Genomic DNA, 21,235 nt, shown 5'->3' with positions numbered 1-21,235 from the left:
ACACATGGTTTCCTATATTTCAGGGATAGAACTCGCTCGAGGTTTTTACTTTGACATTGTTCAAAACTTAATCGATTCGCCACATGCGGCTGCATTGTTGGGGGAAGGTTCGGAAGTACTGGGTTATGACCAACCCCGTTCCATGGATCATGCTTTCGGGCCACGTATGCAGATTTTTGTTCATTCTACAGAAATAGACACGATATCAAACGCTGTTGAACGTGGTTTACCTAAGGAATATAAAGGCTATCCGGTACAGTTCTATTCATGGCAAGATGAAAGAGTTAAACATCATGTTGAAATCACTACTCTCGATAATTGGCTAATGTCCCAACTTCGGTTCAGCCATGTATCGGAACTCACACCTGCCAAATGGCTTGCTATGCCACAACAGCATTTATTGCAATTTATATCAGGCGCTGTCTTTCGGGATGATATTGGTGAACTGCAAGAAATGAGAAATCAACTTTCTTGGTACCCTATTGACGTTTGGTTATGGATGATGGCGTCCCAGTGGCATTTAATTGGAAATATTCAACATTTTATCGGGCGCACCGCGGAGGCGTCGGATGTAAGAGGATCTTCTCTGATCTCTTTTCGCCTTGTTCACCTAATTATGGAACTGAGTTTTCTCCAGGAACGACGATACTGGCCTTATCTCAAGTGGTTCGGCACGGCATTTTCCAAACTCAACATTGCTCCGATTCTGGCACCGAAACTCGATGCAATTTTGCAATCCGGCGATCAAGAAACGAGGGAAAATGAAATTAACAGTGCCCTCCTGTTGATGGCTGAAAGACATAATTCTCTGGAGTTGACACGTGTTGTTACTCCAATGGTAGATAACTTCCAGGTAGGGATCAACAATGCGGTACGCCCATATCGCGTACTGAATGCTGGTGATTTTGCGAATGCATGTATACATTCAATCAAAGACGAGAAGATTCGACGGCTACAAACAGTCGGATCGATTGATCAGCTCACACATGCAGATGATGTACTGATTAATTTCACATCTTGGCCGCATCATTTTAACCAGTTGTATCAACATCACCTGGAAAATTCCTTATCAGAATAAGTAATGATACTCCATCGTCGGATCACGCGTCACGCGAAACGAGCAATCTCTCGTGGCTAAATCTGCGTCCATTTTATCATTGAAGAATACACCGTTTACGGAAAATAAATTTTTGAAATCAACTTTTTTAAAAATCTTGAATCCTTGGAAAAAGGACAACAGGATAGGTCATAAGTCCTAAGGTGTTTCTATATACGTTGAGCATGAACAAAGAGGAGTCCAAGTATCAACAAAAAAGCAGGACAAGACTTAATTGGTTTCAGTCTTGTCCTGCTTTTTTAAGCTATCAATTATCGTCTTAGGTTAGAGTTCAACGGCTTTTTAAGGATGTAAGCGCATTAGCATACCGACACCAGTGATTTGTTTTCAATCACTGAATAGTCATGCATAGATCAGTGCGCTTAAGTACTCAGTTCTCGCCATCTAAAGTCCTTTAGCAATGTCAATTTTAAGTCTACTCTGTAGAGCGATCATGTGAGATTCTTGACCAGTTCAGATCAGATGGACCTAATAAGATGGTATGGAGAACTAAGGTCGTACTTGTTCACAGATGAAGCGTCTCGTCGGTTCATGTGTTCCCGACACTCATTGTCTGATGCACCTCAACGTTCAGCAAATCGTAGTGAGTTTCATACACAACTCGTCCATCAATCATGGTGTTTCTAACCACGGGTTGGCCTTCAATTCGTTCCACCAGAATAAGATCGGCTCGTTTCCCAACTTGAATAGAGCCATATTGCGAATCTATACCTACAGCCCGTGCAGGGTGAATAGAAACCAGTTTTACCGCCTCTGACAGACTCATACCCTCCTGCATCAGCTGAAAAACAGCGGTCAGCATAGAAGATGGGTGATAATCGGAACAGACTATATTTGCAGCACCACTTTGAATGGCCTCACGAGCGTTCAGGTTCTGACTATGAGATCCGCCCCTCACAACATTGGGTGCGCCGACCGAAACGTACAGTTGTCTTGACTTTGCATAATGTGCGGTGTGAAGGTTAATCGGAAACTCGCTGATGGTGACACCTAAGTCTTGCATCATATCGACTTTTTCCAACGAGTCATCGTCGTGTGAAGCGATTCGAATATTAGCATCAATTGCGTGCTTGGTAAGTGGTGCAAGTTCGCCCCATGTCCTCTGTGCTCGTAAGCGCTCCATTTCTTGTACCTTCGACTGAGCCAGTATGCCTTCCGCTCCATATGTTTTTAGCAAATAGTTAGCATAGTTACCTGTGTTCTTAAACTGCCCTTGACCTGGTGAATGATCCATATAGGACAATAGATGGACCATGCCTTCGCGAATCAATGCTTCGGCTAGTGGACGCCCAGCTTCATTTGACAACTCATAACGCAAATGTACCCTATGGCGCATCATTGTGCGTGTTTCGCGAAGGTCACAGAGCCTCCGAATAACCTTCTCAATCAAACGGTTTCCACGGATTCCCTTACCACCACTCATGGACAGGGAATGATAAGCCATCGTGATCCCATTACTCACCATCCGTCGCTCGAGTTCACGAAATGCAACATCCAGTGGGAACTCGGCACCAGGACGTGGTTGGACTTCTTTTTCGATGGCATCCGTGTGCAAATCAATCATTCCAGGGAGAACGTACAGCCCAGTTGCATCGATGTATGTCGCGTCAGATCCAGCTTCATTCTCAGGTCTGCCATCGAAATGGATACTCCTGAGTATCCCGTCAACAATCTCAAGATCAGCCGACACCGTCTGATTTTCTAATACGACTGTTCCTCCGGTAATCCACGTTGTTGTCATATGTGTGCCACTCCTTGCTGGGTTAAACTGATCGATCTCGGGTGTTCACTGCCCCCGACATGTAGTACCTGGCTTCCATTTACGAACGCACGTTCCACAATTGGTGTTCTCTGGCGAAGGCGAACTAAGCTAAAGTCCGCGATTTTACCGGGAGTGATCGATCCAGATGTCAATTCTAGCCCTAGTACTCGTGCTGGATTGAGTGAGGCCAAGTTCACTGCCTCATTGAGACGCATGCCATGTTTGAAATGTAATGTAAACACGGCATGCAGAATGGACGACGGCATGTAATCAGAGCACAGAATCTGCGCAGAATGAGCCAGTATGGCGTCCGTAGCTTTCAGATTGTTCGACGTGGATCCTCCGCGAACAACGTTTGGCGCCCCTACCATAACGCCCATTCCGCACTCAGTTGCCGCACGAGCGGCCTCCATAGTCACTGGAAACTCACTCAATGTAACTCCTCGTTCATTCATCACTTGTACTTTGCGTACTGTATCGTCGTCATGGGAAGCGATTGAAATACCAGCATCCTTCGCCTTGCGGGTCAAGCGATTCATGTATTCCACCGCGGCCACTTCTCGCGTGGCCTGTTTTACCTGGACGAACTTTGCAATTTCTTCATAGTCCCGTTGGTAGGTTGCACTCATGAAGTTGGCGTAGTCCTCCAATTGCCGAAACTGTCCTTGCCCTGGCGTATGATCCATAAGCGATAACAGATGAACGTATCCTTCATCAATCAGCGGTGCTAACACATCGCAGGCTCTTTCGTCTGTGATCTCGTAACGACCATGTACCATGTGTCGGATACGCCCTGTACTACCTAACGACCGAAGTTCACGAACAATGGCTTCGACGCGATCTAGAGAACGAATACCAAACTCATTGCTCGCAAACGACAGTGAGTGATAAATAGATGTAACACCATGGCTGACTAGGCGATGTTCGAGTGCAAGGAACGCGATTTCCACAGGAATGAATGCCTTCGGTCTCGGTTCAATTTCCTTCTCGATGGCGTCGTTGTGCAGATCGATAAAGCCTGGCAACAGCCAGCATCCCTGACCATCAACGGACGGTAGCATCTCCTCTGCTCGTCCCGGTGTGGTTCCCACGTGTTCAATGATCCCGCCACGAATCACGACGTACCCACCTCGAACAACTTCGCTCGGAGTCACCACATTCACGTTTCTAACCGCCCACCGCTCCACGCCACCAATCATCAAACTGTCACACCACCCAGCACACCCTGATTCATCTTGTAATGCGTGTCGACTGTCTGCTCCATAAAATCAAGGTCATGAAAAATACCAACCATACTCGTACCGGACTGTTTTAATTCGTTCAGAATTTCTTTCACCAACTCCTTTGATGCGTTGTCTAGGGACGCAGTCGGTTCGTCAAGCAGAAGTAGACGCGGTTGTTTTACCATTTCTTTCGCTAGGTTCAATCGCAGTTTCTCTCCGCCACTGAAATTTTGTGGATAAGCGTCCCATAAATTCTTAGAAATTTGAAAATGTGACAAGATAGAAGCTGCCCTTTGATGTGATGTCTCTTCGTCGATTCCAGTTTCGACAAGCGAATTAGCGACAACGTCCTGTGCAGTCACCCTTGGCAACACGTTCAAAAACTGTGAAACGTATCCTATCTCTCTCCGCCGTATAGTCGAGATTTGTCGTTCCGTTGTGGAAGCTAAGTTAATCCGGCCAAACAGCTCGGATGCAAACCATATTTCCCCTGAAGTCGGGAGGTAGGTGCGATACAGGCACTTGAGCATAGTCGATTTTCCTGAGCCACTCTTGCCCGTGATCCCAACAAACTCACCAGGATGAACAGAGAAGCTCACACTTTCACATCCAAGGATTCGTTTGCCGTTGAATTCGTGAAGGGTAAATGACTTTTGTAAATCCGTTACTTCCAAGACTTTGCTCATAATTCATCACCGCCTATAGCATGGAGTTGACAAGCAATTGGGTATATGGGTGTTGCGGATCTTCAAGAATTTGGTCTGTGAGTCCCTGCTCGACCACGCGGCCGTCTTTCATTACGAGCGTTCGCTCGGTTAACATTCGAATCACGCCGAAGTCATGGGATACAACCACCATCGTGATCCCGAGTGTGCGCTTCAGTTGGCGAATCAGGTCGAGAATCTGTGCCTGTACGGACACATCGAGTCCCGTCGTAATTTCATCTAGCAACAAAAGCGGTGGATCGTTCGCCAGTGCTTTGGCAATCTGCACGCGTTGTTGCATGCCTCCGCTGAAGTTCCTTGGTAAATCATCCATGCGCGTAAGAGGGATCTCTGTTCGTTTCAGCAAGTACCCGGCCCGCTGACGGATGTCTCCAACATTGTGCCAATCTGCCGCGATGAGCTTTTCAGCAATGTTGCCGCCGCTACTGAAATCGAGCCGCAAACCCATGATTGGATTTTGATAGACAATCCCAATCAAGTGGTTGCAAATCCACCGTTTTTTTTGCAGACTCAAATCAAACAGATTGACTTGTCCATCTCCCATTTTGCTCAAATATACGTTTCCGGCAGTTGCGGATTCATCAAAGTGCAAGCACTTCATCAGTGTGCTTTTTCCCGATCCGCTTTCGCCGATAATGCCAACAATTTCTCCCGGATAGACAGTAAGGTCGACGTCCGCACAAGCAACAATCGAACCACACTGTGGACAGCGATTACCGCCCATCTCCGGACCAGTAAGCTTGATACAATGCGGGCAACCCGGGCCGTGAATTTTCGTAAGCCCTTGAACCTCCAACATGGGCTGTTCCACTATGGAGACCTCTCCTCGCTTCATCGATTCATTCATGCCAGTGCCTCCCGATAATGACGTCCGAGCCTGCTTGCTGCTCCTGCCGTTTCATGCAATAGCTCGTATCCGAACAAACATACTGCTTAATCCCATTCGTACGATTATAAACTTCGGTGAGATAAGAGTCCGTGCTTCCACACTCTGCACAGCTAGCGCCGTGAAAGTCCTCGACATGAAACGGATAATCCTGAAACTGCAACGGTTGGACATCCGTGTATGGGGGTATAGCGTAAATTCGTTTTTCACGACCGGCGCCGAACAAGAAGAGCGTGTCTGCTTGATGCAGCTTCGGTACGTCAAACCGTGGAATTGGGGACGGGTCCATAATATAGCGATGGTTTACCATCACCGGATACCGATGGGACAGCGTTATTTCACCCCAGCGCACAATGTCTTCGTAAAGAAATACCCAAAGTTTGCTGTAATCCGCCTCCGCATGCATCCGTCTCGTCTCCCGTTCGCTCGGTTCCACAAAGCGTAGCGACTCCGGATACGGCACTTGAAACACGAGAATTTGATCCGACGTCATACGTTCCTCCGGGATCCGATGGCGCGTTTGTACAATCGAAGCGTCGAGTGTGTCAGAGGTTGTAGAACAGCCGGTGGTCACCTCAATCAGGTCGCGCAAATTACACGCGTTGACGCTGTCATCCGCTCCTTGGTCAATCACCTTGACGACGTCCGATTGGCCTACAACCGAAAACGTGATCTGTAGTCCACCAGTTCCCCATCCTCTCGCTATGGGCAATTCCCTAGATCCGAACGGTACCTGGTAGCCTGGTATTGCAACAGCCTTCAGTAACTTGCGTCTGATTTCTCGTTTCGTACCTTCATCCAGAAAAGCGAAGTTATAGTTACTGTTCACTCCGTTCCCCTCCTCTCTTGAATTGATTGCACACGGTTCATTTCAGCTTGAAAATCGACATAATGAGGTAACTTCCAATGTGACACGAATCCTGACGATTCAATTCCATCAATGTGATAGAGAACAAATTCCTCATCTTCCGCTGGAGCCACGGCGCCCTCTGAGACCATCGCGCGATCCAAGGTGGCCATGGACATCGCCTTCACATCGTTGTGTCCGAAGCAGAATCCATATCCCAAAGAAAACTGAGCACGAGTCTCCTCCGTCCGTTCTTCCATTCGCGCGATGATCTCAGCTTCTGTCACGAGAATCCAGCCAACCGTGATGGTCTCCTTTTCATAAATCGGATGAGGCACTTCTACCGGCACATAGCCGACGCGAAGTTCACCCAACGTTGGGTGAATAAACCCATATCCACGTGCACTGGAGTAAGCCAAAGCGAGAAGTGCCCCTTGCTCACCCCGGCTTAACGATTGCATACGCACGGCACGGGAAGCTGGGAAGCGAATCGGTTGGCGAGTGATGTCGCCGACGTCCGAAGGTCCGGGGGCAGCAGCAGGGTCCGTCACTACCCGTTCGGATTTGTTCAAACCGCGATTCTCCAACAGTCCCTCCGCTCGTAGTAAATCCACAACTCTCGGGAATTCCGGCAAAGTATCTGGTACGTTGTCTCTGCCCACGTACAAGTCCAAAAAGTCCTTCACGTCGTCCTCGCTTTCCTCGCTCAAGGAAAACTCGATTAGACGCTTTGTATAGTCGCGCGTTGGGCCGAGAAACTGTCCGCCAGGGATGTCTTTAAACGTCGCTGAAACCCGCCGAATCATGCGAATCTGGGTCGTATCGACCGGCAGCGAGTACAAGTTTCTAGGGAGCGTCGAACGAAACGCTCGCAATAAGAATGATGCTTCCAGTGTGTCTCCCTCAGCCTGTTTTAGGGCAATCGCAGCGAGATCCGGGGCATATAATGAGCCCTCGCTCATCACACGGTCGACAGCTAACCGCATCTGATCTCGAATTTGTTTGACCTCAATGGGTGAACTCCCATTTTTTACTCGATAGTACTTGGTGAGTTGCTCCGCTTCATCAATCGCACGTTGTCCACCTCGTACAGCAACATAAGCCACCTCACATCACCTCCCATGCAAACTGCGTGCTGCGTGGAATACAACAGACGTTCCCCATCTCGTCAACAAAAATCCAATCGATTCCAAGTGGATATTCCTGGTTGGCTCTCTGCCACAGTGACAGTAGCTGCTCGTCGATGCCGTCAAGAAAGAGCTGACACTGGTCCTTGATTCCTGGTCCCGAGAGAGTAAGTTTGGTTGTTCCTGATTGATATAGTTTCGAGTCGGACAATTGGTTCACAGAACATACCACCGTTGCACTCTCATCCGGATAGGCAAGGACACCTCGCTTCAAACCGCAGACATCCACGCTATCAGTCCCGTGCATAAACACAAAATCGCACTGGTTTAGTGGGGCCAAGCTTGCCATCGTATACACTTGCAGCGTCGAGGAACTAGACCCCTTATCATGAACAATCTGGAACGTCACTTCTTGATCGAGCAGGGTCAAGGCTACGCTCACCACATAGGGGGTGAGGTCGATTTCAAGGACGCCATTTGACGGAGCTAGTTTCGCTATCTTCCCTGGTCTCGACATGCAGTCCAACAGGGTGCGAAACAACTCCTGAGTAGCGCTCTCCTGCTCCGATATCGTAGGTAATGAATGTGTCGTCATTAGTCGTTATCCACCTCTTCCAATAAATCGAAGTTCACCAAACTACGTTGAATCTTCGCAAAATCGCGCCGCCAAGACTCATCTTGCTGACCTTCTTGCTCAAGGAGCCACGCATCCAATTCCTTCTGTAGCGCCTCCCACTTGGAGTTGTTCGCATGAAAGATGGCATCTAATACCGCTAGCGCATGTACGCGTTCTAAATCCTTCTCTGTGATGACACCATAGCCGAGTTGCCCGTCCACCATCACAGCGCACTCTGACACCAAAACTTCACCAGCGTTGAAAACTTCCTGCTCAACGCTCTCCTTCGCTCGCATCATCACTAAACCCATCTGCGGTGGTTTAATCACTTGAATGTCTGCCATCCGCTTAACTTGCACCATCCAAGGTTGAAGTTCACGAAGTGAAATTTCACTCAGGATTTTTGTTCGTTGCCTCGTATCCACTCGGTTCTCCTCCATTTCCAAATTGAACAACCATCTCATTCATATCCCCGCGTGTACGCCCTATGGCGATTTCTACGGGCATTTTCGTTATCGGGTGAATCGCCAAACTCTCAACATAAATGATTGGAACGTCTTCGGGCAGGTATCTAGCATCCATAGGTACGCAAGATTTCGCTTTGATGATCGAACGTAGACGAATCGGCCGGAATCCATATTGTTGTTGTAAAATGCGATAGAGAGAATTAAAGTCATCTAAATGTGTGTCCAGAGATGGAACAAATTTTTCGGGAAGCACTGTCGTCGACATAGAATACGGAGTCCCATCGATGGAACGAAGAATATCCATTCGGTAAACCTTCTCTTGGCGATCGAGTGCCAGTTGCTGCCGTTCATGTTCCGTAGGTAACCCCTTGCTCCAATCAAGTAGTTCGCTCTTCGGAGATTTCCCGAGACTATCCACATTCTCCGTAAAGCGGGTTTGCTGTGAGAGATAATACGGAATCACAGGTGTGGATTTCACGTAGGAGCCAAGACCTTTCACGGTGGTGACCAACCCAATGCTTACAAGCTTGGCTACCGCCTGACGAACCGTGTGTCGATTGACGTCAAACAGCCTCGATAATTCCCACTCAGAAGGAATTTTCTCACCCACTGGATACTCCTGACTTTCAATCTTCTCCATCAGGTAATCCGCCACTTGGAGGTAATACGGCATCCCACTTTTCCGTTCAATCACTTACGGAACCTCCTATTTAGATATCTAGACAACATCTCACCTAGAAAAGGGAGACGGTTTACTACTCCTCCCTTTTCTAGACGAATATTAGTGAGGCGTAATGAAGACAATCAATGTGACGACTCGCTTGTTTAGGCTACCTTGGGTGCGCCTCACCGTTTCCGTCGACTATATCCGTCCTCCACCATACTCATTGTCCAGCCTAAATCAGTGAGTTGACGTCGTCTTCGATCGCCGTTACCTGAGCCGCAGCAATGCTTTGGCATTCACTAACTTTCTGCTTATGTAAGTAAGGTAACTTGTCGACATGTTGGGTATGCGAAGGAAAGATAAACGTTTCGTAAAACTCTATGAAATCTTCTACGAAGGAATAAATATATAACGTTCAAATGAAGAGACTTGCTAATGTTTGTGCATGGGCACCGTTTTCGCCCATTTCATAGACGGTTAATCGGCTCATCAACTGTGGTGAAGCAATATTTGCTCTTTCCCATCTTCGATTCATCTCAAAAATCAGTTTTGACTTCGTGAGATCGGGATTTCTTCCGAGTGTAATGTGAGGTAAATAAGCTTCTCCAATGTAACGGTACCCATATTTCCGAGTGTTCTGTGTCTCTAGTGGCGTGAACCATCGCTCTTTATCTGGATTGACGACTCCTGGCAACATGTCGTCTTTGACTATGTCGAATAGGTGATTGTGCAAGTGGATTAGCCATGGTTCTTTTTGGATACGTACGAAATACCACCCCACAGGCTGATAGAAGATTTCTTGGACAGATGCAACCAGTGTTTCTATCATTGAGCCGACTAGGTAATCCTGAAGGTCGTACAAAACATCAATATATTTAAGGCTGTCCTTAAAATCTCCCTGAATCAGCGTAATATGAGGTAAATTGTACGTGTGCCCCAACTTGGGCTCCAAAGCAATTGTACTGTTCATTTCAACTTGAAAAGAGATTAGGGTATCAATCAGACTCTCGTTCGGAATCACCGCGAAACCGATTTTCATCAAAACTCCCCATTCATTGAAAAATTGGATGAGGCACACGATTGTCCAACACTGCCTTTAGTACTGTTGAAACTCAATTCCACACCAACGATCGGAAACCCAGTCTGTTGTTATAGATTCTGAATCACATTACCTTAGATTCGGCTGTGTCGGGTCTTAAATGTCACCTCCACTACTCACTTTCCAATCGTCTCCATAGCGAGCTTCTGATAAGACATCTGGCATACTAAGTTCCCTTCGACGTAGACCTCCTGAATCGCTGGAATTTGTCGATACTCACGGATTTTTAACAAATCGGCTGTTTTGCCAATCTCGATAGAGCCGAGCGAATCGTCGAGACGCAAGGCTTTTGCCGGATTCAACGAGACAAGATTTACGGCATCGACCATAGATATGCCGCTTCGGTAGAGAAAAAAGACTGCCTGTAGCATCGATGGAGGATAGTAGTCCGAACATAAAATATCGACTGCGCCGTACGAAATCGCTTCGAAGGCCGACACGTTGTTACTGTGCGACTTGCCAAGCACGACGTTCGGTGCGCCCATTACAACGGCCAATCCTCTCTGTTTGGCCTCGATGGCGACGCCGAGTTCGACCGGAAACTCGCTGATCGCCACGTTCCAATTGCGCATCAGGTCCAGTTTTCCAATAGAGTCATCGTCATGCGAGGCGAGCGGAATTCCGTGGTCCTTTGCCACAGCGGCAAGGCGTGCCAATTCTTCGATATTTAGGGCCTGCTGAATGAATTGAAATCCCAGTAGTAGCAAGGGTTTCGGGTGTGTTTTGTCGAATACAAGTGTATGGATTTTGAGCGGAACGTGCGAAAAACCGTGCACTTGGAGGACGGACAATGTACGCGAATCATCAAGATCAACAGATACTCCCCGGCGACTTCTTTCTACCGTTCGGTGGTCGACTCAGAGAAGATAATCGTTGGGTTGAGCTCTCCTATCTCATCCCGTGGCGACGCGTGGAACAAGAATACAGCAAACACTTTAGCAAGGACCTTCGAGGCGGGCGCGCAATGTCCGTTAGAATGGCGCTTGGTGCGCTCATCATTCAGGAACGTGAAGGCTTTTCAGACCGCCACTTGGTTCAACACATCACGGAAAACCCGTACCTGCAGTACTTCCTCGGTCTTGAGGCATATCAGGAAGAACCGCCTTTTGATCCTTCTCTGCTGACATACTTTCGTAAGCGGCTTGGCCCTGATGCTATTAACCAAGTGAATGAGTGGATTGTGCAGGCAGCACGTGAGGAAGAAGAGGATGGAGACGACAACGGTCCCAAAGACAATCCTCCAACCTCCTCCGGGGAAGATGCAAACGGTCGTCCACAAGCAGAATCTCAAGAACCACGTGCGCATCAAGGGAAGCTTATTCTGGATGCAACCTGCGCGCCTGCAGATATTGCGTATCCGACAGACCTGACACTGTTGAACACAGCGCGTGAGAAGTTGGAGGACATCATCGACACACTCCATGCGTCACATGTCGGCTACATGAAGAAACCTAGAGACCGGCGGCGCCAAGCGCGTCGTGACTACTTGCGAACGGCAAAGAACCGAAAGCCAAGCCGGTCAGAGATTCGTAAGGCTATTGGGCGACAGTTGCGCTATGTGGCAAGGGACTTGAGATTCATTGAACAACTGGCAGAACATACACCGCTTACTACCCTCTCGCGGAAACAATACCGCGATCTCTTGGTTATTGGCGAGTTGCATCGCCAACAACGAGAGATGTATCGCACGCGAAGCCACCGGGTTGACGACAGAATCGTCAGCATCGCACAGCCAGACGTTCGACCCATTGTACGTGGAAAAGCAAAAGCGAATGTGGAGTTCGGTTCAAAGGTCGCCATCAGTGTTGTGGACGGATACGCCATGATGGAGAAGACAAGCTGGGATAGCTTCAATGAGGGAACGACCCTGATTGAATCCGTAGAGCGGTATGTTGAGCGCTTCGGTTGCTATCCGGAAGCCGTTCTGGCGGACAAAATCTATCGAACGCGAGAGAACCTCAGGTACTGCAAGGAACACGGAATCCGGTTGAGCGGGCCGAAACTTGGTCGTCCGCCAAAGCATGTGGAGCCAGGAGAAAAGCAACAAGAGCGCGAGGACGTGGGTGAGCGTAACGCGGTGGAAGGGAAATTTGGCGAAGCCAAGCGAAACTATGGGCTTGGCTTGATTCGAGCACGGCTTCGTCAGACGAGCGAGACTGTGATCGCCCTGCAACTGTTGGTCATGAACCTCGAAAAGAGGCTGCGGCTTCTTTTCTGGCTCTTGTTTGGAGAACTCTTTGAGGTTGATTTTTGCATCATGGGGCCTGTGTATTAAATCGTTCAGCAGGCCCTATTTACCTTTGGTTGCCCCATACGGTTCGCCAACACCTGATCCGCCTGCTCTTCAGACAAAGCATGCTTTGACATAATCAACTTTTTCTGATGCTCAAGGCTGCGAAACTGTCCTTGCCCTGGTGAATGATCCATAAACGATACTTGTTCGATACTCTCTGATTTCAGCAACTCTTCGACATAAGGAACGGCTGTCAAATTCGTGATTTCGAACCGCAGGTGAAGACGATGGCGGATGAGCGAATGTTGTCGAGACAGTTTACGGATATCGAAAATCAGCCGTTTCACCGTGTCGTTCTGTCGAGCCCAGTCGCTAGACTGGTCCGCGAGCATACTTAATGCGTGGTAGATGGTCGTGATTCCCTGTGCCGCCAGTTTTCGCTCAAGTTCGTGAAATGAAACCTCAATGGGAAAGAGACTACCCGGCCGTGGCTGCATTTCCGTTTCGATGGCATCACTGTGCGTGTCAATCATACCAGGTAACACCCATTCGACAGCCTCGTCTTCTACTACACGCGCTTTCAAAGAACGTGACAACTCGTCGATGTCGACGATTTTTCCATCTCGAACTATAACTGCACCGTGCTCAATAATGCCTGTAGGAGTCACAATATTTCCTGTGATGATATGTTCATGCTCCATCAGAATGCTTCGCCTCCATTTACGAAGTGCATCGTCGTCATGACACCATAGTGATCACTTGGAAATACGCCCGTTTTCCCGTTAGGCTGGTTCAATACAATTGAAGAATCTTCGAACCGGACGGTCGATGACTCAGTAGACTTCTGGACATGCAGAATATAATCAATGCACACCGCGTCGGGCCAATCCGCGCCAATGCCGCGTATGGTGATACGCTCCGACTCGCCCCCGCCCAGCACGTAACTATCCCGGATTGTCCATTCGTTTCGACCGGCAAGTAACTCTTGTAACTCATGTAACGGTGTATTGAAATCACCGCAAATTAAATTTGCGTGAACATCGATTCCGGCGTCAGTGGAGCATGCATCAAGAACGGCACTTAACTGCGCACGCTTTACTAGCATCCGCTCCGGTAAATGCGTGAAATGTACATTCGCAATGTTCACGACTACACCGTGCCAGTCAAGGATGCCAAGGAGCGCCACCCGCTCTTCGCTTGGAGAATCGGTCGGCAACACAAGACGATGTGTCGATTGAATAGGTACCCGCGAAAGCATTGCAAGTCCACTGTCGCTCTCGACCACCCGAGCTTTCACCATGCGCGTTTTTCGCCTCGCCTGGGCGAACTGACAGTGCATACCGAGAGCGTTCGCCAACGATTTCGCTGTATCAACCGTCCCGTCGACCGTGCGAAATGACTCCTGAAGGGTAATCACATCCGGGTCAAGGGACGAAATTTGTTTCGCGAGAGCCTGCATCCGCAGATCATAGTTCCCGTCGCATTTCCAGGTATTGATGGTTAAGATACGGAGCGGTGACCTTTCACTCATACCGAGTACTTCTCCAAAAAAAGTTCGAGATTCAGAAAGTCATTGAATCGCTCTTCCAACACATCTCTGGGCCAATCCCACCAGGCGATAGTAAGCAATCTGTCGGCCACTTCTTTCGGAAAGCGCGGACGAAGCGGTTTCGCAGGTACGCCCACGACGATAGTGTAGGGATCCACGTCTTTCGTCACCACCGCGCCTGCGCCAATGACCGCACCCGTCCCCACCTTGACACCCGGCATCACCGTTGCGTTATGCCCAATCCAAACATCGTGTCTGATAATGACGCGATGTTCCTTTCTCCACTCAAAAAATTCCTCATCGTCGCGAGTGTCGAATTCGTAGGCTTGTCGTCGATACGTAAAATGGTGTTGCGTAACACGCCACATCGGATGATTCCCTGGGTTAAGCCGTACATGCGAGGCGACGGAACAGAATTTTCCAACATCCGTATATACGATTTGCGCATCGCCAGCCGTGTAGCTGTAGTCGCCCACCGTCGATAGATAAATGTTGCTTCCGGCCCCAATGTCTGCCCAACTCCCGATTTCGCTTTCCACTACTCGAGCCGTCCTGTGTATGCGTGGCTGCGGTCCTAATTTTGTGTTGTCTTCCACACTGTGGTTCGCTACTTCATACATTGGTCTCTCTCTTCCTTTCTAATGGAAAATGAATGCAAGGCGACAAAGGTCACGCGTTCGCCCACCTGCCGTGTCTCCAAGAGAAGCTCGATCTAGTGCGCTGATGGCCCGTCCGAGTCACAACACGTCCTCCTTGGGGAACGATTCTTCAGACAAAAGGAGATATCTGAACACTGAAAGTGGCGATCGCCAGTAACACTGTCGTATATCTCGTTCAGGAATACGTCGTCCCTTCCGCAAAACTTGCATGACGCACCCGGGAAAGACTCGACCCGAAATGGGTAATCGTCAAACTGCATAGGCGTTACATCCGTAAAGGGTGGAATCGCATAAATCTTCTTTTCACGACCAGCACCGAACAAGTACAACGTCCCGCTCTGATGGAGCCGCGGCGTGTCCCAGCGCGGGATGGGACTCGGATTGAATAAGTAGCGATGGTGAACCAAACATGGATAATCCGCACCGATGGTGACCTCCCCCCATCGGACGATATCCTCGTATAGCGTCAACCAAATCCCGCTGTAATCCATCTCCGAATGTTTGCGCTTTGTTCCCATTTCTTTCGCGTCGACTCTGCGCAGTGGTTCCGGCTGGGGTACTTGGAACACGAGAATTTGGTCTTCGCGAAGTTCTTCTTCCGGAATCCTGTGACGTGTCTGAATCAGCGTTGCTTTGGTTGTGTCAGTTGTCGTTGCGATTCCGCTCGTCTCTTCAATCAGCTTGCGAATGCTTACAGCGTTGACACTCTCATCATTTCCTTGGTCAATGACCTTCACAGTGTCTTCCCGGCCAATCAGAGATAGTGTTAATTGTAAGCCGCCTGTTCCCCATCCCCGACCAATAGGCATCTCTCGTGAGGCAAACGGAACTTGATAGCCTGGAATGGAAATGGCCTTCAGCGTAGCTCGGCGAATTTCACGCTTTGACGCCTCATCTAGAAAAGCGAAATGATATTTATCCGATTGGAACCTCGGTTTGTTCAATCCCGTCTACGTCTCCTTCCTCGTCCTCCAGCGTCTTTTCGAACCTGTCTTTGACGCTGTGAATCCTATCCAACGACGCCTGGAATGTTGTGTAATGCGGCAACTTCAAGTGCGAAACGAACCCGTTTGATTCGGGACTATTGATGTGAAGCAGGATAAACTCCTCATCATGCGTAGGACCGGTACCTGGAGTTTCGAGCGAACGCTCGAGAATGGACATCGAAATCGCCTTGACTTCGTTTTGACCGAAACACAGTCCATATCCGAGCGAAAACTGCACTTCTCCCTTTTGGTCACTCATTTTAAAAGAATTGATGGACTCCACCTCTGTTACTAAAACTTCCCCGATATATATTGAATCCTCGTCATCCACTGCGTACGGATAGGGGATGGAGACAGCCAGGTAGCCGACTCGCAATTCGCCGATTGTCGGGTGAACTGTACCAAATCCACGCATGCTGCTATACGCGAATGCAGTCATGGCGCCAGTTTCCCCGCGGGCCAGCAGTTGCAGCCTTGCCTGCCTTGTCGTCGGAAACTGTACTTTTTGTCGTGTTACGTCAAACGGTTCCCGTTCCACCTCCGGTGACTGAATCGGTGCAATCAGCCCTTGTTCACGGAGAAGGTCCGCAACCTTGCGGAATGTTGGTGTTTCCCCCTGCTGAGTAATTTCCGAACGAACTTGGTCAAGGGTGAATTTCAGTTGTTCGTCGTTCTCATCCATGAGGTCGAACCGAAGCAAACGATGCGTGTAGTCGTAGGTCGGCCCGAGCATCTGACCGCCCGGAATGTCTTTAAAGGAAGATGAAATTCGCCGAATCACTCGCATGTCTGAGGTGTAAACGGTGCTAGAGTAGTAGTTGCGCGGCAATGTAGAGCGATACGCACAGAGGAGAAAAACGGCTTCGGCCGGATCTCCCTGTCCTTGTTTGATGGCGAGTGCCGCATAAGACGGCGCATAAAAGCCGGACTCGCTGATGACCTTGTCGACGAGGCCTTGCAATTGCGATTTGATCTCAGCCACTTGCATCGGAGATTTCGCATCGGCAAGGCGATAGAGATCGACCAATTGGTGCGACTTTTCAATGGCCTCCTGACCACCTGTGACCGTTGTATAACCCACGGGTTACACCACCTTCTCTACGGATTCAATTTCGACGATAGTCGTTCGTGGCAACCCGATGATTTGCCCTGCCTCTGAAACAAGGAACATATCGATACCAAGCGGATACTCCGCGTTCACCATTTCGCGTGCAAACATCCATTCTGAGTCCATACCAATTACAGCGATGTGTCGCGTACCGTCAATTCCTGGACCTCGCAGTCTCATACAGAGACTCGCCGCTTCATCCACCTTCTCCAGTGTCTCAGCCAAAACATCAACTGTCAGGAACGCGGTTGCACTCTTCTGCGGATCCAAAAGCGTTCCTCGTTTGAGAGCGCCCATCAGTTCTCGTACATTCACTGCGGATATCTGCCCGCATTCGAAAAACACATAATCTGCTTCGCTTGTTTTTGCTGAGAGACTGAACGTTTCCCACCTAAGGAACTCCCGCAATATGCTCGCCGACGATTCATTTGCCACCACGGAGAAGCAGACTTCTTGATCTAAGAGAGCGAGCGCACACGCCGCTAGCCCTGCGTTCCTCTCTCCCAACTCGGAAAGGCGTCCACATACTGTTTCAATGGAGCAAATTCTTCCCGGACGAGCTATGGCATCAACCAGTTGACGATAGACGTGTTGAGTATCGTGTACGGCATCATAGTCCATTACCTTATCCCTTTTTTGCATAGTGCTCCTCCAGTCTCAAACTGAACTTTTGACTTCTCGACCCGCGCGTACTCTTCATACTGACGACGGTTTACACGCTTTTCCTCTTCAAGAAGCACGGGCTCCCACAAAAAGCTCTCTGGGATACTTGCATTGACAGCCGCATCCACGACGGCCAAGTAGTAAGCACGGTCGGGCTCGTCACCCATTAGGACACCGATACCGCGATGCCCATTCACCGTAACGGTGCACTGCGTCACCATGACTTCGCCGAGGTAAAACGGTTGGCTGGCCACAGGATCGAACGTCTTCATCATCACGAGACTGTTTTCCGGTTTACGATTCACATGAACCTCATGCGCGGCCTCGATCTGCGCCGCGAGCCGCTCCAACAGAGTTCTGTCCCCTTCCACCAAAATTCGGGTCATTTGTTTTCGTTTCATACCTACCACCTGCCAATGAAATTAACTCGAGTGTTTATCGAACGTTTCTCTTACGAGAGACCGTGAAACTTTGAGAACATTTCGACCAATGGACGATAGAGAAGATCACGATAGTGGTAGAATGGTGGAAATCGAATACCTGCGTGTTGTTTTGCAAATCACTACCAATGCCGCCAGCTCCCACGTTGCTAATCGCCTCACTTTTTTCTGGAACTGAACTAATCCGAGCTATCCACGGACAAAGTAACTTGTTAACATGTCGGGAGTATTGATGTTTTGTTTTGAATCAGGTCATGTAAATTAAGTTTGTGTAAACCGTTTACAAAGGAACAGGTTCGCATGTCGATAAAGGAAAGTCGCATGTAGTGTCATTTTGAAGAAAGATTTTGGAGCAACTTGATACATACCTTAATTGAGGGAAATATTAAAGAATTAAGGGGGGACACCATCTTTATTGGGTACCAAATTAGGGAACCGAAGGAGAGAGCAAATGAAAAGAGTAGCCATAGATATGGACGAAGTAATTGCAGATATCGTTGACAAACACTTGCAACTATATAATCGAGATTTCAACGATAACATTACTCTTATCGATCTGCACGGTAAAAAATTAAGAGAGCTACGCCCTCACTTGAACAATGAAATTAACAATTACTTAGTAGAACCAACATTCTTCCGTGATTTGAAAGTTATAGAGGGCAGTCAAGACGTTATTAGAGAACTAAGTGAACACTTCGAAGTTTTTATAACTACCGCCGCTATGGAGGTACCAACCTCATTTACAGCGAAGTACGAGTGGTTAAAACAACATTTCCCGTTTCTTTCAGATATGAACTTTGTTTTTTGTGGTGACAAAAGCATCATTCGTGCGGATTATCTTATTGATGACAATGTGAGACATTTCAAGCGTTTTTGTGGGCAAGGACTCTTATTTACTGCTCCTCACAATATCCACGAAACAGGATACACTAGGGTAAATAACTGGAAGGAAGTACGGGATTATTTTATGAAGTAAATGTGACCGAGTAAAGTCGAAAACTCCACTTTTGTTTTTTGTGCGACCTCCGGGCACGTTAAACGTAAAAGGAGCAAGGATGGTTCCTTGCTCCCGTACCTCCGCGCCCGCTAATACTCTGTAGAATGTAATAGGCGGAGTATTGCAACCCGTGTGACGTGTTTCGTTAAGATGTCAATTCGGTCGAACTATATTCAATTAATTGTTAGCGTACATCTTCTGATTCAATATCCCTGTTCAGCATGAAAGTTCATCATCCCATAGGTCCTGAATTGGAATATGAAACGACGAGACATACCTTGTCTAGAGTTGCAAGTTGGTTTGCTGACGGTTAACCGACTCTCCCCTGATGCCAACGATTTTGTCTTCAATCGTTTCTAATGATTGTCCGCCTTTCGTCTCGACACCAAAGACAATAGAGACAATTGCACCAAGAACCGCCACTCCTGCGAGTAGATACATAAGGTTCGAAACACCTACCGCTTGTTTCACCAAAGGTAAGAAGAAAGTTCCGATGGCAGCTCCCACTTTCCCTGACATGGCTGCGAGGCCATGACCACCTGCCCGCAAAGCTGTTGGATAAAGTTCAGCCGGAGATGTATACGTGGTTGCGCTCGGTCCCCAGTTATTACTGAGACTATACAGCCCAAAAACTGCGAGTAACGCCCCAACAGGCAACCCTTTTGTTCCATGTGCAGACATGATTCCAACCAGAAGCAAACCAAGCCCCATTCCTAACATCCCAATGATTTGCTGCCATTTGCGGCCCACCCGTTCAATAGTTGCGATGGCTAAGAGCATGCCAGCAAAGCCAATCATGTTGATAGCAAGGTTACCTAACAGTGCGGGGATACCCGAATGGAATCCAAGACCCTCCAATAATATCGGTTGGAAAATACCAACGCCGTAAGCAAGAATGTCAAACAACAACCAGGACATTGTCACGAGGATAGTGATGCGAACGAATTGAGGTGAAAACAGCTTCCAATATGGATACTTTCGATTCAAATTCTGTGCCGGTAAGGTAGCTACGTCACCCAATCCGATTTGTTGCAGTGAACTTCTTGCACTTTGCTCGCGATTTTTTACCAGAAGCCAACGAGGTGACTCAGGCATGGCACTTCTCATAATGATGGCAATCAAGGCTGGCACTGCACCGGAGGCCAAAATAAATCGCCATGCAGAGGGACCGTGATCTACTGATAGGATAAAAATGGACACAAGGTTAGCAACAATTGATCCCACACTAAGCATTCCGACTGTCGCTGCCAAAAACGCACCGCGCCGGCGACGAGGGATAATTTCGGAAACATAACTCGCCGCAATCGGATAATCTGCGCCAATGCCGATACCGAGCAAGAACCTGAAGATAATAACCCACATCATGTTCGGAGCGAATCCCGACGCAAGGGCAAATAGGACAAAGAAGATCAAATCAATGACAAACATTTTTTTGCGGCCGATCACGTCCGTCAGACGCCCCAGAAAGGCTGCACCAAGCGCAGTGCCAATTAAGGCAGATGTACTCAACCAACTTGTTTCCAAGCTCGATGGATGCAGGCTTGGAACGAGGTTGATTAAAGCCGCACTAATTACATTGAGATCATAGCCGTCTACAAAAATCCCTACCGCCGCTAGTGAAAACAAGCGGACATGGTGCCGACGAACTTGACTATCGTCGAGTTGGGTCAGCACATTCTGTGCTATTGTTGCCATCAGCCGATTCCTCCTATATTCCTTTAGAATGACATGCACAAAAGTTAGCACTCTGTTGACCAGCGGGAGTGTCAAGTGATGTCATTCGTCAGTACGCAGTTTAGCTTGTCAACATGTAGGGGATATTTTCTGAATGTAAAGAGTCTATTTGATTCCTACTCTATTTAAGCAAAAGGGAAAGTTTCTCATGTGGTCAATGTCACAAGATTACCGTATTCCCAAAATTATCAACAACATGATTGGACCGTGCAGACCCGGAAAACTCTATCCGTTGTTCGATAAGCTTCCGCGTGAAGGATATATCGTTCTCATTAAAGGTTAAGCTGATTCTCGCCACCGTCAGTACAAAATTACCGAAAAGGACGCCAAAGG

The 21,235-nt window shown here is 48.3% G+C and carries 22 protein-coding genes; 3 read left to right on the top strand and 19 right to left on the bottom strand.

All coding sequences use genetic code 11. The annotated features are described in order from the left end of the window. The first annotated feature begins 4 nt into the window (after positions 1-4). Complete coding sequence (locus NZD89_RS12600; RefSeq protein WP_268008037.1) at positions 5-1,078, top strand: DUF4037 domain-containing protein; 1,074 nt, start codon at positions 5-7, stop codon at positions 1,076-1,078. A gap of 568 nt (positions 1,079-1,646) precedes the next feature. Here the strand turns inward: NZD89_RS12600 and NZD89_RS12595 are convergent. The 11 genes from NZD89_RS12595 to NZD89_RS12545 all read right to left on the bottom strand — a co-directional run bounded on the left by NZD89_RS12595 (position 1,647) and on the right by NZD89_RS12545 (position 11,324). After that, positions 1,647-2,858 (bottom strand): alpha-D-ribose 1-methylphosphonate 5-triphosphate diphosphatase, encoded by a 1,212-nt coding sequence (locus tag NZD89_RS12595; protein WP_268008036.1) that lies wholly within the window; start codon positions 2,856-2,858, stop codon positions 1,647-1,649. Further along, entirely contained in the window at positions 2,855-4,078 is a 1,224-nt protein-coding gene (locus tag NZD89_RS12590; protein WP_268008482.1) for an alpha-D-ribose 1-methylphosphonate 5-triphosphate diphosphatase, read from the bottom strand. The genes NZD89_RS12595 and NZD89_RS12590 overlap by 4 nt, the downstream gene beginning before the upstream one ends. Beyond that, positions 4,078-4,788 carry a phosphonate C-P lyase system protein PhnL gene (phnL, locus tag NZD89_RS12585; RefSeq protein ID WP_268008035.1) on the bottom strand — a complete coding sequence of 237 codons (711 nt, stop codon included), beginning with the start codon at positions 4,786-4,788 and terminating at the stop codon, positions 4,078-4,080. The genes NZD89_RS12590 and phnL overlap by 1 nt, the downstream gene beginning before the upstream one ends. A 13-nt stretch (positions 4,789-4,801) precedes the next feature. Continuing rightward, positions 4,802-5,674, bottom strand: a complete 873-nt coding sequence (locus NZD89_RS12580; RefSeq protein WP_268008034.1) for an ATP-binding cassette domain-containing protein — start codon at positions 5,672-5,674, stop codon at positions 4,802-4,804. Further along, complete coding sequence (locus NZD89_RS12575; RefSeq protein ID WP_268008033.1) at positions 5,667-6,542, bottom strand: alpha-D-ribose 1-methylphosphonate 5-phosphate C-P-lyase PhnJ; 876 nt, start codon at positions 6,540-6,542, stop codon at positions 5,667-5,669. The genes NZD89_RS12580 and NZD89_RS12575 overlap by 8 nt, the downstream gene beginning before the upstream one ends. Next, positions 6,539-7,666 (bottom strand): carbon-phosphorus lyase complex subunit PhnI, encoded by a 1,128-nt coding sequence (locus NZD89_RS12570; RefSeq protein ID WP_268008032.1) that lies wholly within the window; start codon positions 7,664-7,666, stop codon positions 6,539-6,541. The genes NZD89_RS12575 and NZD89_RS12570 overlap by 4 nt, the downstream gene beginning before the upstream one ends. A gap of 1 nt (position 7,667) precedes the next feature. After that, the gene (phnH, locus tag NZD89_RS12565; protein WP_268008031.1) at positions 7,668-8,282 is read right to left on the bottom strand and encodes a phosphonate C-P lyase system protein PhnH; all 615 of its coding nucleotides are present in this window, start codon (positions 8,280-8,282) and stop codon (positions 7,668-7,670) included. Continuing rightward, positions 8,282-8,728 carry a phosphonate C-P lyase system protein PhnG gene (gene phnG, locus NZD89_RS12560; protein ID WP_268008030.1) on the bottom strand — a complete coding sequence of 149 codons (447 nt, stop codon included), beginning with the start codon at positions 8,726-8,728 and terminating at the stop codon, positions 8,282-8,284. The genes phnH (NZD89_RS12565) and phnG (NZD89_RS12560) overlap by 1 nt, the downstream gene beginning before the upstream one ends. After that, positions 8,694-9,464, bottom strand: coding sequence for a GntR family transcriptional regulator (locus tag NZD89_RS12555; RefSeq protein ID WP_268008029.1), 771 nt, complete (start codon positions 9,462-9,464; stop codon positions 8,694-8,696). The genes phnG (NZD89_RS12560) and NZD89_RS12555 overlap by 35 nt, the downstream gene beginning before the upstream one ends. Before the next feature lie 385 nt (positions 9,465-9,849). Further along, positions 9,850-10,473: a hypothetical protein gene (locus NZD89_RS12550; RefSeq protein ID WP_268008028.1), complete on the bottom strand. Its 624-nt coding sequence runs from the start codon at positions 10,471-10,473 to the stop codon at positions 9,850-9,852. A gap of 176 nt (positions 10,474-10,649) precedes the next feature. Beyond that, positions 10,650-11,324, bottom strand: coding sequence for an alpha-D-ribose 1-methylphosphonate 5-triphosphate diphosphatase (locus NZD89_RS12545; protein ID WP_268008027.1), 675 nt, complete (start codon positions 11,322-11,324; stop codon positions 10,650-10,652). Here NZD89_RS12545 and NZD89_RS12540 point away from each other — a divergent pair. Then, positions 11,324-12,808, top strand: a complete 1,485-nt coding sequence (locus NZD89_RS12540) for an IS5 family transposase (RefSeq protein WP_268007715.1) — start codon at positions 11,324-11,326, stop codon at positions 12,806-12,808. The genes NZD89_RS12545 and NZD89_RS12540 overlap by 1 nt on opposite strands. Before the next feature lie 5 nt (positions 12,809-12,813). On the opposite strand, the gene NZD89_RS12535 is transcribed toward NZD89_RS12540, so the two are convergent. The 7 genes from NZD89_RS12535 to phnG (NZD89_RS12505) form a co-directional block, all read right to left on the bottom strand. After that, positions 12,814-13,467 (bottom strand): amidohydrolase family protein, encoded by a 654-nt coding sequence (locus NZD89_RS12535; protein ID WP_268008026.1) that lies wholly within the window; start codon positions 13,465-13,467, stop codon positions 12,814-12,816. Beyond that, on the bottom strand, positions 13,467-14,297 hold the full coding sequence (locus NZD89_RS12530; RefSeq protein WP_268008025.1) for an endonuclease/exonuclease/phosphatase family protein: 831 nt from the start codon (positions 14,295-14,297) through the stop codon (positions 13,467-13,469). Before NZD89_RS12530 ends, NZD89_RS12535 begins: the two co-directional genes overlap by 1 nt. After that, positions 14,294-14,935 carry a DapH/DapD/GlmU-related protein gene (locus NZD89_RS12525; RefSeq protein ID WP_268008024.1) on the bottom strand — a complete coding sequence of 214 codons (642 nt, stop codon included), beginning with the start codon at positions 14,933-14,935 and terminating at the stop codon, positions 14,294-14,296. Before NZD89_RS12525 ends, NZD89_RS12530 begins: the two co-directional genes overlap by 4 nt. 92 nt (positions 14,936-15,027) lie before the next feature. Continuing rightward, the gene (locus NZD89_RS12520; protein ID WP_268008023.1) at positions 15,028-15,918 is read right to left on the bottom strand and encodes an alpha-D-ribose 1-methylphosphonate 5-phosphate C-P-lyase PhnJ; all 891 of its coding nucleotides are present in this window, start codon (positions 15,916-15,918) and stop codon (positions 15,028-15,030) included. After that, positions 15,890-17,041 (bottom strand): carbon-phosphorus lyase complex subunit PhnI, encoded by a 1,152-nt coding sequence (locus NZD89_RS12515; protein WP_268008022.1) that lies wholly within the window; start codon positions 17,039-17,041, stop codon positions 15,890-15,892. The genes NZD89_RS12520 and NZD89_RS12515 overlap by 29 nt, the downstream gene beginning before the upstream one ends. 3 nt (positions 17,042-17,044) lie before the next feature. Continuing rightward, positions 17,045-17,710: a phosphonate C-P lyase system protein PhnH gene (gene phnH / locus NZD89_RS12510; RefSeq protein ID WP_268008021.1), complete on the bottom strand. Its 666-nt coding sequence runs from the start codon at positions 17,708-17,710 to the stop codon at positions 17,045-17,047. After that, complete coding sequence (gene phnG / locus NZD89_RS12505; RefSeq protein ID WP_268008020.1) at positions 17,689-18,132, bottom strand: phosphonate C-P lyase system protein PhnG; 444 nt, start codon at positions 18,130-18,132, stop codon at positions 17,689-17,691. Before phnG (NZD89_RS12505) ends, phnH (NZD89_RS12510) begins: the two co-directional genes overlap by 22 nt. 490 nt (positions 18,133-18,622) lie before the next feature. On the opposite strand from phnG (NZD89_RS12505), the gene NZD89_RS12500 reads away from it, so the two are divergent. Then, entirely contained in the window at positions 18,623-19,147 is a 525-nt protein-coding gene (locus tag NZD89_RS12500) for a 5' nucleotidase, NT5C type (RefSeq protein WP_268008019.1), read from the top strand. A gap of 303 nt (positions 19,148-19,450) precedes the next feature. Here NZD89_RS12500 and NZD89_RS12495 read toward each other — a convergent pair whose 3' ends face one another. Further along, entirely contained in the window at positions 19,451-20,863 is a 1,413-nt protein-coding gene (locus NZD89_RS12495) for an MFS transporter (RefSeq protein ID WP_268008018.1), read from the bottom strand. Between the last annotated feature and the right edge of the window lie 372 nt (positions 20,864-21,235).

Origin of the sequence: Alicyclobacillus fastidiosus, assembly GCF_026651875.1 — a bacterium.
Taxonomy (GTDB): Bacteria; Bacillota; Bacilli; order Alicyclobacillales; family Alicyclobacillaceae; genus Alicyclobacillus; species Alicyclobacillus fastidiosus.
Note: the sequence above shows the minus strand (reverse complement) of the source record. Positions and strands in the feature narration are given on the sequence as shown.

Bases quoted from the DNA above. Each gene is read 5' to 3' on its own strand.
- NZD89_RS12550 (WP_268008028.1), bottom strand. From the start codon at position 10,473: ATGAAAATCGGTTTCGCGGTGATTCCGAACGAGAGTCTGATTGATACC.
- phnL (WP_268008035.1), bottom strand. From the start codon at position 4,788: ATGAGCAAAGTCTTGGAAGTAACGGATTTACAAAAGTCATTTACCCTT.
- NZD89_RS12540 (WP_268007715.1), top strand. From the start codon at position 11,324: ATGTACGCGAATCATCAAGATCAACAGATACTCCCCGGCGACTTCTTT.
- NZD89_RS12495 (WP_268008018.1), bottom strand. From the start codon at position 20,863: ATGGCAACAATAGCACAGAATGTGCTGACCCAACTCGACGATAGTCAA.
- NZD89_RS12530 (WP_268008025.1), bottom strand. From the start codon at position 14,297: ATGAGTGAAAGGTCACCGCTCCGTATCTTAACCATCAATACCTGGAAA.
- NZD89_RS12500 (WP_268008019.1), top strand. From the start codon at position 18,623: ATGAAAAGAGTAGCCATAGATATGGACGAAGTAATTGCAGATATCGTT.
- NZD89_RS12590 (WP_268008482.1), bottom strand. From the start codon at position 4,078: ATGATTGGTGGCGTGGAGCGGTGGGCGGTTAGAAACGTGAATGTGGTG.
- phnH (WP_268008021.1), bottom strand. From the start codon at position 17,710: ATGCAAAAAAGGGATAAGGTAATGGACTATGATGCCGTACACGATACT.
- NZD89_RS12535 (WP_268008026.1), bottom strand. From the start codon at position 13,467: ATGGAGCATGAACATATCATCACAGGAAATATTGTGACTCCTACAGGC.
- NZD89_RS12580 (WP_268008034.1), bottom strand. From the start codon at position 5,674: ATGAATGAATCGATGAAGCGAGGAGAGGTCTCCATAGTGGAACAGCCC.
- NZD89_RS12595 (WP_268008036.1), bottom strand. From the start codon at position 2,858: ATGACAACAACGTGGATTACCGGAGGAACAGTCGTATTAGAAAATCAG.
- NZD89_RS12600 (WP_268008037.1), top strand. From the start codon at position 5: ATGGTTTCCTATATTTCAGGGATAGAACTCGCTCGAGGTTTTTACTTT.
- phnG (WP_268008020.1), bottom strand. From the start codon at position 18,132: ATGAAACGAAAACAAATGACCCGAATTTTGGTGGAAGGGGACAGAACT.
- phnH (WP_268008031.1), bottom strand. From the start codon at position 8,282: ATGACGACACATTCATTACCTACGATATCGGAGCAGGAGAGCGCTACT.
- NZD89_RS12525 (WP_268008024.1), bottom strand. From the start codon at position 14,935: ATGTATGAAGTAGCGAACCACAGTGTGGAAGACAACACAAAATTAGGA.